Annotated in this window: 8 protein-coding genes; 7 read left to right on the plus strand and 1 reads right to left on the minus strand. The window is 38.9% G+C overall.

The features are described from left to right. The first annotated feature begins 113 nt into the window (after positions 1–113). The 6 genes from ACST15_RS10440 to ACST15_RS10465 all read left to right on the plus strand — a co-directional run bounded on the left by ACST15_RS10440 (position 114) and on the right by ACST15_RS10465 (position 11,148). Complete coding sequence (locus ACST15_RS10440; protein WP_459454595.1) at positions 114–3,509, plus strand: SusC/RagA family TonB-linked outer membrane protein; 3,396 nt, start codon at positions 114–116, stop codon at positions 3,507–3,509. Between the two features lie 26 nt (positions 3,510–3,535). After that, on the plus strand, positions 3,536–5,176 hold the full coding sequence (locus ACST15_RS10445; RefSeq protein WP_459454596.1) for a SusD/RagB family nutrient-binding outer membrane lipoprotein: 1,641 nt from the start codon (positions 3,536–3,538) through the stop codon (positions 5,174–5,176). 66 nt (positions 5,177–5,242) lie between these two features. After that, complete coding sequence (locus tag ACST15_RS10450) at positions 5,243–6,541, plus strand: hypothetical protein (protein ID WP_459454597.1); 1,299 nt, start codon at positions 5,243–5,245, stop codon at positions 6,539–6,541. Between the two features lie 76 nt (positions 6,542–6,617). Continuing rightward, a complete protein-coding gene (locus tag ACST15_RS10455) occupies positions 6,618–7,700 on the plus strand; it encodes a polysaccharide deacetylase family protein (protein ID WP_459454598.1) in 1,083 nt (360 codons plus the stop codon). 4 nt (positions 7,701–7,704) lie between these two features. Beyond that, the gene (locus ACST15_RS10460; protein ID WP_459454599.1) at positions 7,705–8,886 is read left to right on the plus strand and encodes a sialidase family protein; all 1,182 of its coding nucleotides are present in this window, start codon (positions 7,705–7,707) and stop codon (positions 8,884–8,886) included. Positions 8,887–8,910: 24 nt separating this feature from the next. Beyond that, the gene (locus ACST15_RS10465) at positions 8,911–11,148 is read left to right on the plus strand and encodes a hypothetical protein (protein ID WP_459454600.1); all 2,238 of its coding nucleotides are present in this window, start codon (positions 8,911–8,913) and stop codon (positions 11,146–11,148) included. Positions 11,149–11,202: 54 nt separating this feature from the next. On the opposite strand, the gene ACST15_RS10470 is transcribed toward ACST15_RS10465, so the two are convergent. Beyond that, positions 11,203–12,039 carry a glycerophosphodiester phosphodiesterase family protein gene (locus ACST15_RS10470; RefSeq protein WP_459454601.1) on the minus strand — a complete coding sequence of 279 codons (837 nt, stop codon included), beginning with the start codon at positions 12,037–12,039 and terminating at the stop codon, positions 11,203–11,205. A 292-nt stretch (positions 12,040–12,331) separates the two neighbouring features. Between ACST15_RS10470 and ACST15_RS10475 the strand changes: the two genes are divergently transcribed. Beyond that, a complete protein-coding gene (locus ACST15_RS10475; protein WP_459454602.1) occupies positions 12,332–13,522 on the plus strand; it encodes a DUF6786 family protein in 1,191 nt (396 codons plus the stop codon). The last annotated feature ends 51 nt before the right edge of the window (positions 13,523–13,573 follow it).

A 13,573-nucleotide genomic window follows, 5' to 3' on the forward strand; every position in this document is an offset into this window, starting at 1 on the left:
TTGTGCTATTTGACAAATTTATTTAATTATTCATCCATTTTAATGCATTTTTTTGTTAAAAATTTAAACCTGTTTACCGATTAATATCTTTTGTTAACCAAATCAATTCAATTATGAGATTAAATTTTACAGTAAAAATGCTGCGGCATTTTCTATTTGTAGCGGTCATGATAGCCGGGTGCTATTCAGCTGCTGTCGCTCAGTCCAGACTGATTACTGGTAAGGTTACTTCCAGTCAGGATGGTACGGAAGTTCCAGGTGTAAATATTTCACTGAAAGGAACTACGAAAGGAACAACCACTAATTCATCTGGAGCTTACTCCATAGAAGTGAATGGAACGAATCCTGTTTTGGTATTTTCATTTGTAGGTTTTGATACGCAAGAGATTCGTATCGGAAGTCGTAGTGTATTAGACGTTTCATTATCTTCTAGCACTGCATTACTAAATGAAGTGGTAGTTACAGCCTTGGGTATCAAGCGTGAAGAAAAGTCGCTAGGCTACTCGGTAGGTAAAGTGGCAGGAAAAGATATCAGCCGCGTTGTAAACGAAAACGTTTTGAACTCTTTATCTGGTAAGGTTGCGGGTGTGAGTATCAACTCTACAGGAGGTACAGGTTCTTCTGTTAGTATGATCATTCGTGGTGCGAAATCATTGAGTAATGACAACCAGCCATTGTTTGTGATTGATGGTGTGCCAGTAATTAACTCCTTGAATAACGTAGGTCAAATTGGTAATGATAACCGAGTGGATTATGGAAATGCAATTTCTGACTTAAATCCGGAGAACGTAGAAAGTGTATCTGTATTGAAAGGACCAAGTGCGGCGGCCTTATATGGCTCACGTGCAGGAAATGGTGTGGTGTTAATCACCACTAAAAATGGAGCAAAGGCAAAGAAAATGACGGTAAATATTACTTCAAATACCGTATTTGATCAACCTTTCAAATTTTTGAAAATGCACTCGAAGTTTGCAACGGGTGTACTTCCATTTACTCCAGACAATAACCCATATCCAGGAGGAATTTTAAAGATAGAAGAAGGATCTGCTGGAGGTATTGGACCTGAGTTAGATAAAGGTTACACAGCTATTCAATGGAATAGTCCTAAGGGAGCCGATGGAAAACAAATTCCTACCGAATTGAAATCGTATGCCGACAATATTAAAAATTTCGTTCAAACAGGTATCACCACTACAAACGGTGTTTCTGTGACCAATGGAAATGATGTAGCCAACTATCGTTTGACTTACTCTAACATGTCTAGCCGTGGAATTATTCCAGGTTCTGATTTATTCAAGAACTCTTTATCGGCCGCTTCATCTTTCAAATTGTCAGACAAATTGAGATTGAGCGCTAACATTGATTTGAGCAGAAATAACTCCAATAACCGTCCAGCTAGTGAAAGAGGAGCTAACCCATTGCAATGGGCTTATGCCGTTTCTCCGCACATCAACATCATGGATTTGAAAGATTACTGGGTTCCAGGTCAAGAGGGATTACAACAGAAATCTCAGGCTATTGGAAATTATAATAATCCATGGTTCTTAGCTTATGAAGTGAAAAATGGATTTGAACGTAATCGTGCTTTTGGTAATGTTAAATTAGACTACCAGATCACGAAAGAATTAAGTTTCATGGCTCGTTATGCTTTGGATACTTATGGTGAAACACGCGAGACAAAAATTTCTAAATCCTATACTGGTGAAAAAAATGGTGCCTATGGTATCATGAATCTAGACCGCTATGAGCGTAACGTAGACTTCTTAGCTACTTGGACTAAGCCAGTGGAAGATTTCCAATTATCTTTCTCCGTGGGAGCCAATGCTAGAACATCTAAAACGATGGACGTAAACACATCTTCTAGAGGAGGTACAGGCTTGATTATTCCAGGTTTATTTACTCTACAGAACATTGCTAACACGAATATCAACTATTCTAGTTTCCAGACTAAGAAAGTGGTGTACAGTGCTTATGGTATGGCGAACATTGGCTATAAGGACATGGTTTATTTGGATTTGACTGCTCGTAACGACTGGTCAAGTACATTGCCAGTAGAAAATAGATCTTATTTCTATCCATCAGCTTCTTTGAGTGTCTTGTTGAATGAAGCATTTGCTATTCCAAATGACAAGATTGATTTATTGAAAGTAAGAGCAGGTGTGGCGCAAGTGGGTAATGATACCAATCCTTATGCCTTGATCAATACACTTCAAAATGCTGAGGCATGGGGTTCTTTAACTCGTTTAGGAAAATCAGGTTCTATCTTATTACCAGATTTGAAGCCAGAAATTTCTACTTCGTATGATTTAGGAGCTGATTTGACGATGTACAAAAATCGTTTGAGATTCTCAGGAACATATTATACCGTAGAAAATCGTAACCAAATTATCCCGACTACATTACCTTCTTCTTCAGGTTTTACTTCGAAGAACATCAACGCAGGTTTGTTAGTATCTAAGGGTATAGAAATAACAGCGGGTGGAACGCCAATCGACAAGAATGGCTGGAGATTAGATTTAACAGCTAACTTCTACAAGAACGAAACTACGATTAAAGAGCTTTCACAAGGTTTGAATTTCTATACACTTTGGACAGATGCTAAAGGTGGTGCATGGACTTACGTAGGAGATAAGATTGGAGATATTTACGATGCGGAAATTGTGACGGTAAAAGATCAATCATCTAAGTATTATGGATATCCAATCTTGGATTCAGATGGTTCTTGGCAGTCGGTGAACGCTAGTAATACACGTACTAAGATTGGAAACTTTAACCCAGATTTCATTTTAGGTTTACAGACTTCTTTATCTTATAAGAACTTTAGTTTAAATATGACTTTCGACTGGAGAAGTGGTGGGGACTTTGTTTCTCAAACTTATCGTTATGGAGAGTCTGATTTGAAATCTCAACGTTTCTTAGACAACTTGATTAATCCAAATGGATTAACGGGAGATGCATTACGTAATTTTTTAGTAGCTAACCAAGATAAATATATCCGCATCAACCAAAATGGTTATTTCCCAATCGTTGGTGGACCTACTAAGGAATATGGTGGATACCCATTTGAATATGGAGGAAAAACCTATCCTAATGGTGTGTTTAACCCAGGTGTAATTGCCATTTATGATGGTAAAGGAAACATTACAGGTTATGAGGAAAATTTAGGTGGTCCTAATACCCGTATTTTACCATACGGAGATAATTATCCATGGAGCTTTACTCGTGCAGCTACTTTCGATGCTTCTTTCGTGAAGTTGAGAGAGATCTCTTTAGGATATGAGCTACCAAGTAATTTTGTTAAGAGCTTAGGTTTGCAAAGTGCTAACTTCTCTGTTTATAGCCGTAATATCATTTTATGGACGGCTTCTAAAATTGGTATAGATCCTGAAACAGCTTTCCAGCCACAAGCAGGAGCACAAGCGGGAACCCAATTTAAGCAAGGAATTGAGCGCTATAATGTTACTCCTTGGGTTATCCCAGTAGGATTTAAACTTGGTTTGACATTTTAATCAAAGCACCTTAAAACATTAAAATCATGAAAATAAGATTAATAAAAGCTGTCGCCTTCACCCTATTAACCGGAGTATTTTTCTCTTGTGAAGACTTGACAAAAGTGAATATAAATCCAAATGGAGTTCAGCCAGAGGTTGTAAATCCTAATTTGGTTATGCCAACTGTTTTAACAGAAATGTCCAAGGCTTATGTAAACCTAGGATATCAAGATATTGCAGGTGTGGTTCAACATACGCAAAAAGATGCTTGGTCATCAGGTCATAATGATTATGACTGGGGTGGAAACCAAAGTTGGTCTGGTTACTATGATATTTTACGTAATAACGACTTATTGTATAACCGTGCCCTAGCCTTGAATTGGGAATTCCAACAAGGAGTGGCTTTAGTCAATAAAGCATTTATGTTTGGTTTGATTACAGACCTTTGGGGAGATGCTCCTTATACGAATGCTTTGAAAGGAGAAACGGGTGGAGCTGATAATATCCTACCTGCATATGATTCTCAAGAGGTTATTTACACGGGTATTTTAGCGGATTTGGAGAAAGCAAATACCTTGTTATCTAAGCAAAAAAGCGAGTATTCGAACATCGTGGATAACGTGGATGTGATTTATTCAGGTGATCCTACTAAATGGCGTAAATTAGCCAACTCTTTGGCTTTACGTTATTACATGCGTATTTCTGCAAAGAAACCTGATGTAGCTAAAGCGGGTATTGAGAAGATTGCAAAAAATCCAGCGAACTATCCTGTGATTTTGACTAACTCTGACGATGCAACCATGGGTTTTCCAGGAACATCAGATGGTACATCTTGGCCAGCTAATGCAGTATATGATGTGAGTGGTAGTAATTACCGTCGTATCAAAATGGCGAATACATTTGTGGAATATTTACAAACAGTTAAAGATCCTCGTTTAGGAATTTGGGCTGCTAAAGTGGAAATTCCATTGGTAGTTGATGCAAGTCTTCCAGCCAAAACAGATAAGATCATTGACGGAAAGCGTTATTTGTCTCCTGATGTAGTAGGTAATTCTAAAGTAGATACGGATCAAGAATATGTAGGTTTACCTACCTCTTTTTCTCAGTTACCATCTGCTTATAACATGAACCCTACACCAGGTCAAACCTCGTTTAACCCTCACGTTTCATTCTTAGCTCCTATGTACAAAAATGCCTCTGGACCTTTGTTGAGAGCTCGTTTAGTATCAGCAGCGGAAGTAAACTTTATCTTAGCGGAGGCGGCATTAAAAGGCTATTCAGTAGGTGATGCCAAAACTTTCTATGAAAATGGAGTAAAAGCTTCATTGACTACTTGGGGAGTAGGTTCTACTGCTTCAGCTTATTTGGCTAATGCTGGCGTGGCGTATGCAGGAACAGTAAAGCAAGTGATTGAGCAAAAATGGATTGCTAGCTGGACTGCCGCTACGGAGGCATGGTTCGACTTCCGTCGTACAGGTTTCCCAGAATTAAAGGCGGGTCCTGTGGCAAAGCGTCAAGCAATTCCTGTTCGTTTCTATTACATGCAGGATGAGTTACGTATCAATGCAAAAAATACATCTGCTGCTTTGGATAAATTAGAAGTGACTAATTATTCACAGGCTGATGGTAAAAACAGTGCTTGGTCTAAGCCTTGGGTAATCCAAGGAACGGGTAAGCCATATTAAGAATTTTAAGGGGCCTCTCTCGGGAGGCCCTTCAAAAAATTAGATGCTCTAATCTTCTGTTAACCAATGAAACTATATACACCTCTAAACCTTTTAATACTTTTATTTTTAAGTTTATTTACTCCAGCGACTGCTCAAACCTTACGGGTGGGGGCAGCCGTTCGAGTTATTACTCCAAACCCTTTACTTCCCGTGTCGGGGGGTATAGGCACTCCAAAACCTAGCTTAGAAAAGAAGGGTGATTTATTTGCCCGTGCTATGGTTTTTGAACAAGGAAATACCCGTTTTGCGATTGTCAATGTTGATAATTTAGGCTGGACCTCTGTTCTTGGAAATAAATCCAGAGCCCTTATCAAGGGAATTGCCCCAGAAAATATATTAATTGGAGCTACGCATACTCACTCCGCCCCAGATGCTTATGGTTTTCCAGATGCTACTGGAAAAAATTATGCCGATTTAAAATACCTAGATTTTTGCGTTCAGCAAATTGCTGATGCAGTAAATGAAGCCATATCAAAATTAGAACCTGCTGCTTTAAAAGTGAATGTGGAGGAAGCAAAAGGAAAGATTGCCTATAATTATTATGCTCCTGCTTTATATGATCCACGCTGTGGGGTTATTCAGGCCATTGCTACTTCGGGTGCCCGCCAAGGGAAGGCCATTGCTACCTTAGTTAATTATGCCGTTCACCCAGAAGTACTCGGAAGTGGTCGAGGCATTTTAAGTCCGGATTTATGCGGACCTTTATACGATAGAATTGAAGCCCAAGCAGGAGGTGTGGCTCTGTTTATGAATGGAGCCCAAGGAGGTATGGTCACAGCAGATACCCGTTTGGAATATGGGAAAGAAGGTCAAAGTAATCAAAAAGAAGCCAATACCTGGGAGGAATGCATTCGGATAGGGGAGTTGTTGGCTGCTGAGGCATTACGAATTATAAACAAAGCCCCTGTTTTAGATTCTCCTTCCATTTATTGTACATCAAAAATGATTGAACTTCCTGTGGATTCGGAAATTATGCGCTATATTTTGACAAATTCACCTTTGAAATACGAATACAAAAAACCTAATACGGTTAGTACACAATTGAATCTATTGAACATTGGGCCCGCACAGATTTTAACGGTTCCAGGTGAGGCTTTGCCCAATGTAGGTTATTATGTAAAACGTCACATGGCTACTAAAATGCCCTTTTTGTTTGGACTTACCAATGACGCTTTTGGATATATGTTGGCCAAGGTGGACTATAATAGCTTCAAACGCTATGATTATGTCACCCGTACTAGTTTAGGTGAAATGACCGCAGAAATTTATATGGACCAGGCCTTACAACTAATTCAAGCTAGTCCAAAACCTAGTACGAAGTAAAATTTAAAACGTTTTGATTTATCTTAGCCAAGTTATTTTTGGCTATTTCCCTTTTCTAAACCTTGTGTTTTATCATATGAAAAATTTAGGACTACTTTTATGGGCTTTCGTGGCATCCAGCATGGTATTTACTACTGTAGGTGCTCAGCAGTTAGAACCTACTTACGCAGAAAAATTAGGCTATCCAAAGGGTAAAAAAGTAGTCATTTTTCACGTGGATGACTGCGGGATGTCCTATTCCTCCAATCAAGGGGCTTATAAATCCATAGAACAGGGAGTCGCTACATCTTGCAGTATCATGATGCCTTGTCCATGGGCCGCTAGTTTTATTCATTACATCCAAAAAAACCACCCCAATTTAGACGCAGGTTTACACTTGACCTTAACTTCGGAGTGGAAGGATTACCGTTGGCCGGCATTATCTGGTTTTCAACAAGTACCTACCTTAAGTGATGGGGATGGTTGCCTTTGGCATAGTGTGGAACAAGTGATTAAAAATGGTAGCCCAGATGAAGTAGAAAGGGAAATTAGAGCGCAAATAGAACGTGCCACTCGCTTGGGTTGGAAACCGACCCACCTAGATTCACATATGGGTACCTTATTTGCCTATCCTCCTTTCTTGGAGCGGTATTTAAAAGTGGGAATGGAATTAGGGATTCCTGTTATGTTCCCTGGAGGTAATAATAAAATGTTGATTGAATCTGTGAATAAGCCTTATATCAAAAAAATGAAGGCAGAAGGCAAGTGGAAAGAAGGAATGCCTTTACCTATGGCCAAATTTGGTTTAACGGACTTAGTGACTGAATCCAAGAAGATTGGTGAAATGCTTTGGAAAGCAGGATTACCCGTATTGGATGATTTACACTCAGATAGTGGAGATTGGAAACCAGAAGGTAATCCTAGCCCGGCGGAGTGGGGAAAATACAAAGCAGATCAGTGGATTTACCAATTGGAACACATGAAGCCTGGCGTAGCCATGTTGATCGTACACAGTAGTGATATCACTGAAGAATTTAAATTTATCAGTGGTTCAGGAGGTTCTCGATTAGCTGATATGAACTCCATAATGCATCCAGATTTAAAGGCCTATATAGAGAAAGAAGGTATCATTTTAAGTACTTTCCGGGAGTTAATGGAGCGCCGTAAAAAAGTAAAATAATCACATGAAATTTATTAAAATACTATTGGTTTTGTTAGTGATTTCTCTTCAATCACTAGCTCAAAGTTCGGCTATTGTCAAGTCCATGCTTATTTTCCCAGGACAAGACAAGCATGTCCATGGAAGTAGCTTGGTTCGTTTGCCTAATGGCGACTACCTGTCGGTTTGGTTTTATGGAAGTGGAGAAAGAACTGCCGACGATGTTAAATTAATGGGTTCTCGACTAAAAAATGGGGATTCTAAGTGGAGTGAACCCTTTTTAATGGCCGATACACCCCATATTCCAGATTGCAATCCGGTTCTATTTTTAAACAGGGAAAATAAACTGTTCTTAGTATGGATAGCAGTTCAAGCTAACCAATGGGAACAATCAGTTTTGCGCGTGCGGACATCCACGAATTATTCCAAAGATGGCGCACCAGTCTGGGAGTGGCAAGACAATATTTTGTTAAAACCAGGCAATGATTTTGCTAGTGAAGTGAGTAAAAAATTGAAACAATTACCCGAGCATCATATTGGTTGGGCAGGCTATGCTCCGAAATATGATGAAATGATTTCCAAGGCGAGTGCAGATCCAGCGAAAAGAAGTTTTGGATGGATGACGCGTATCAAACCGCTCATATTGGACAATGGACGTATCATATTGCCTTTGTATTCCGATGGTTTCAATTTCTCTTTGATGGCTATTTCAGATGATCAAGGACTAACTTGGCGGCCAAGCTTGCCATTGGTCGGTCGTGGACCCATTCAGCCGGCTATTGTGAAAAAAAAGAATGGCAACCTTTTGGCATATTTACGTGATAGCGGGGATAATCCTCCGCGAGTACATATGAGTGAGTCCACAGATCAAGGGGAAAGTTGGTCTCCCTCGGTGAAAACAGATATCCCTAATACCGCCAGTGTAGAGCTTCTAGTGCTGAAAGACGGTCGCTTGGCATTTTTAGGAAATGATATTATTGATGGGCGGTACCGCCTAGGCTTGTTTTTATCTGATGATGAAGGGAAAACTTGGAATTGGAAGACCTACTTAGAAAATGTAGCTCCGGGAAAAGGTAGTTTTTCTTATCCTTGTATGACTCAAAGTCCTGATGGTCTTTTACATATTTCATATTCTTCTCACCTAGAGAAAGATCAAAAATCCATCAAATACGTGGTCGTGGATCCACAGAAAATCAAATCCGAGTAGTGAATTTAAACCTAAACCTATAAAATGAAAATCAGTAAATTAAATGGATTAATGTATGTGTGTCTATTATTGGCCACACATTTGACATGGGCTCAAAATAAAGCCAAGCAGCCTGTATATCAAGACACCCCTTTTTGGCAGGATTATAGTGTCAAATATTATCTCGCTAAAGATCAGTCAATTGATTTAAATGCGAGCTATTTCGATAGAAATGGTAATATTATTTTGTTTGGATCTACAGGAACTCTTTTGCCACACGATGGGCAGTTTTTGTATCCTGGGACTTTGATAAAAGATACTAAATACCGGACCAGCGCACCTAAACGAATGGCAGCATTGACATCGTATCAGAAGCAATTTGTTTTGATAGATGATAAGGCCATTTTAAGTCACGCTTTTGCAGGTAGTATTTATTCAAAACATGAATTAGCTAAGGCGAATCAAGTGGTTGGAGGTAAAGACTTTGCCTTTTTAATTTCGGATGGAACTAGTATTCATTGGGTGAAAGATTCTAAAACCTTGTTCAAAGGAGATTTATCAGGAGAACAGGTCTTGGATATGAAATATCAGGCATCTAGCCAGACGTATTTTATATTGGGAAAACAAGGCTTGTATCAATTTACTCCAGCTTCAAGAAGTATTTCTAAACTTATCGCTGGTGGACCATTCACGGCTTTTGATATAGCAGAAAATTCGACCAAGGCTTATGTTGGGACTAATTCGGGCTATCAGGTGCTTGATATTTCCTTGAAACAAGTGGGCGAAACGCAACAAAAATTACCTTGGACGGAAATTACGGCCATTAAAGTGATTGGAGATAAAGTTTGGTTTGGTTCTTCCAAAGGCGCTTTTGCTTTGAAGAAAGATGGTAAGTTTGATTATTATAATGGAGAAAGGTGGTTGCCAAGCAATGTTGTTAAGCACATAGCTGAAGGGCCTAAAAATTCCGTGTTAATCACTACTTCGGGAGGTTTAGGACAAATTTGTTTTAAGAAAATGACCTTGCATGAAAAGGCTGTTTTTTATGATGAGCAAGTGAGAAAACGACATATTAGAAATGGATTTAATGCTTCCTTAGATGGTATGCAAAAAGGAAATTTAAGTACTGGATATTTGGCTGATTCAGATAATGATGGACTTTGGACATCCATGTATTTGGGAGGAGAAATTTTCCGTTATGCGGTAACGAAAGATCCAGAAGCCTTGCAAAATTGTCGGGAGTCATTAGACGCCATGGAGCGTTTATATAAATTAACTCCAGTTCCAGGATTCCCCGCACGTTCCTTTGAGCGTCGTGGTTTTATCTCAAGTTTATCCGATCCAGAGCGCTGGCAGCCATCACCTGATCCTGAGTGGGATTTTAAATCTACCACGAGTAGTGATGAGGTGATTGGGCATATTTTTGCCTTTGGTGCTATGGCCGAATTAGTGGATGATCCCGATTTAAAGAAACGATCTATCGTCCTGATTGATACATTAATGTCGCATATCTTGAAAAATGATATGTATTTAATTGACTTCGACGGAAAGCCAACTTTATGGGGAAAATGGAATCCCAAATATGTTAATGCTTTCCCGACCAACGTAGGGGATAGGAAATTAAATTCATCTAATATTACAGCCATGCTGCAAACTGCCTATCATTTCACGAAGAAAGAAAAGTATAAACAAAAGGCGTTTGAACTATTAACAAAACATGGATATTATGAGAATTTAATGCGTCCATTTAGTGTGTTAGGCCGTGCTGGAAAGGATGCGGATGCCCATGCTCAAAACATGTCGGATGGTTGGAATCACTCCGATGATGAAATGTATTATGTAGGTTATTGGGGGCTATACCGATATGCTTTCAATGATACCTTAAAAGCTAGTTTCAAGAAATCCATCCTGGATCACTGGCAAATAGAGCGCCCAGAGAAAGAGGGAGCATGGAATATTTTCACGGCATTAACTGGGACTAAACAATTTGATTTAAATGAGGCCGCCTGGTATTTGCGGGAACACCCTTTGGATATGATTGATTGGGCAATTCAAAATAGCCACCGTAAGGATATAGTAAAAGTGGCGGATAATTTCCGTCGTCAAACAACCCAAGAAGTTTTACCACCAGACGAAAAACCCATCATGCGCCATAACGCAAATCAGTTCAATATGGATCGTAATGGGGGGAATGGTTTATCTGAGCACAGTGCAGGAGATATTTGGCTTTTGCCTTATTGGATGGGTCGTTATTTAGGGGTGATTTCAGCGCCTAAAAAGTAAAAATTTCCTAACGTTGTCAAGGTTTCAAACCTTGACAACGTTGAATTTTGCAGATTAGTTTCCCAAAAAATATCTATAAACTGATTTTACATGATCGGTTTGAATTAGATCTACTCCCAGTTCTTTCGCTTTTTGATAATTAACAGCTTGGTCTAGCGGTCCTAATACATCAGAATAAACGCGGATATTTTTTTCATGAAGTGCTTTCACCAATTGTTCATTGATCCGAAGCCAATTGACATCAAAAGCATAAGGTGCTAAACGTTTTATTTTAGCGTCCATTTCATCGAACTTATTTAAGCTGGGCATTCTTTTGCTTTTAGGGTCTTCCATTCTTAATTTTTCTAAGAAATCATCATCGCCATAATAAACAGACTCTTTATCCAGCTGATATTTTTTCATTAAATTCAATAAAGGTTTGGGTGCCACCTGCTTGCAATCCACATAAATAAACGTTTTTGTTTTTTTCTGTTTATTCCATTTCTGGACTAATTGAAGTGTTTCCTCCAGTGTAGGAATTCGCTCCTCGGGGAATTTTGCTTCCCAGCCTTTGTTTGCTTTTAATTGTTTGATTTCTTTTAAAGTCAATTGGGCAATAGGTCCTGTACCATTGGTAGTTCGGTTCAAAGTTCCATCATGTAAAATAACCAATTGATTGTCTTTGGAGGTTCTGACATCAATCTCAATGAAATCCACTCCCATATCTAAAGCTTTTTGAAAGGTAGCCAAAGTGTTTTCTGGAGCTAATCCTGAGTTTCCACGATGGGCCGAAATTCGAAGCTTTTGTTGTGACTTATAGGTCCATGCTTCAATTTGGTTAGGGCTGTTGGACCTCTGGCAAGACATGATGCTAGCCATGGATAATGCTATTATCCAAATGTTTTTTTTCATATTAAATAGGTTTCATAATTTGAAAAAGACTATCATTTTTCAAATTCAAAATTAAGCATCTATTGGCATTTATTTGGAGAAAATTGGGCTATTGAAGATTAAATTTATGAGTAATGATTTTTCTTGAAATATCGAATTTTAAAGGTAAAAAAACAGGCTTCCAAGATTATCAATATTTTGGACAATATGGGTGAAATGTAATTCGTTATCGACAACGCTGTCAAGGTTTCGAACCTTGCCAGCGTTAAGATTTTTAATTAACTTGAAAGCTATTTACAAGCCCTCAAAACCTATGAAAGTTCATTATTTATTAGTCCTTGCAGGAATGATGGCTTGTCAACCTACTAAGCCTTCCCATACCATGATTAACCCAGAAAATAGTTTTGCTTACGATTATGATTTATTGAAAAACGAGCCTACTACCGTATTATTAAGTCAAGGATATCAACAAGTGCTTATAGTAGGAAAATACCAAGCACGGGTTATGACTAGTAGCTCTCAGGGGGCGGCAGGATTTAGCTATGGTTGGATTAATCATGAACTTATTAAATCGGGGAAATTGGGTCCACATATGAATGCATTCGGAGGCGAGGAACGCTTCTGGTTGGGACCTGAGGGTGGCCAATTTTCAGTGTATTTTAAACCAGGAGATCCTTTTACTTTTGAACATTGGCAGACTCCAGCCATCATTGATACAGAGACTTATCCATTAGTGAAATCCGACGGGAAAAAGGCCCTTTTTCATAAGGATTTTGAGATAGAGAATTATTCAGGAACTCAATTTATCGTTTCTCTTGATCGAGAAATCAAATTATTAAATCAGGAAGAAGCCTCGAAACATTTACAGGTCTCCTTGGATGGGATTTCTTGGGTAGGCTATCAGACAGATAATGTATTAAAGAATACGGGGAAAGATTGGAATAAAGAAAGCGGGGTATTATCGATTTGGTTATTGGGTATGATGAAGGCTTCGGATCAAAACACCATTTTAATTCCTTATCAAAAAGGTCAAGAGGCAGCCATTAATGATGCCTATTTTGGTCAGATTCCTGCGGATAGACTCATCAAAAAAGAGGGTATGCTCTACTTTAAAGCCGATGCCAATTCAAGGGGTAAATTGGGAATTCCTCCCAAAGCCCTGGTACCTTTAGCTGCTAGTTATGATGCTGCCAATCGTATTTTGACCATTCTTCAATTTGATTATCATGGTGATCAGGAATATGTCAATTCCATGTGGGAAATTCAGGAAAAGCCCTACCAAGGAGATGCCTTAAATGCCTATAATGATGGCAAAAATGATACGGGGACTCAGATGGGTAAATTTTATGAATTGGAAAGCTCTTCTCCGGCCATAGCGCTGCATCACGGTCAGTCGCTGAGGCATGTTCAAAGAACCTTTCATTTAGAAGCCTCTGAAGAAAAATTGAATCAGGTTTGTCAAAAATTACTGGGAATCGAACTGAAGAATTTGCCTTGGAAATAATAAAAGCTCAAGATTTATCCTGAGCTTTTAACCTGTATTAGGTAAATCTAT

The organism is Aquirufa sp. Wall-65K1 (assembly GCF_054558475.1).

What these genes read in the sequence shown, in the direction of transcription:
- ACST15_RS10475 (WP_459454602.1), top strand. Translation starts at nt 12,332, where the DNA reads ATGAAAGTTCATTATTTATTAGTCCTTGCAGGAATGATGGCTTGTCAA.
- ACST15_RS10450 (WP_459454597.1), top strand. Translation starts at nt 5,243, where the DNA reads ATGAAACTATATACACCTCTAAACCTTTTAATACTTTTATTTTTAAGT.
- ACST15_RS10440 (WP_459454595.1), top strand. Translation starts at nt 114, where the DNA reads ATGAGATTAAATTTTACAGTAAAAATGCTGCGGCATTTTCTATTTGTA.
- ACST15_RS10465 (WP_459454600.1), top strand. Translation starts at nt 8,911, where the DNA reads ATGAAAATCAGTAAATTAAATGGATTAATGTATGTGTGTCTATTATTG.
- ACST15_RS10445 (WP_459454596.1), top strand. Translation starts at nt 3,536, where the DNA reads ATGAAAATAAGATTAATAAAAGCTGTCGCCTTCACCCTATTAACCGGA.
- ACST15_RS10460 (WP_459454599.1), top strand. Translation starts at nt 7,705, where the DNA reads ATGAAATTTATTAAAATACTATTGGTTTTGTTAGTGATTTCTCTTCAA.
- ACST15_RS10455 (WP_459454598.1), top strand. Translation starts at nt 6,618, where the DNA reads ATGAAAAATTTAGGACTACTTTTATGGGCTTTCGTGGCATCCAGCATG.
- ACST15_RS10470 (WP_459454601.1), bottom strand. Translation starts at nt 12,039, where the DNA reads ATGAAAAAAAACATTTGGATAATAGCATTATCCATGGCTAGCATCATG.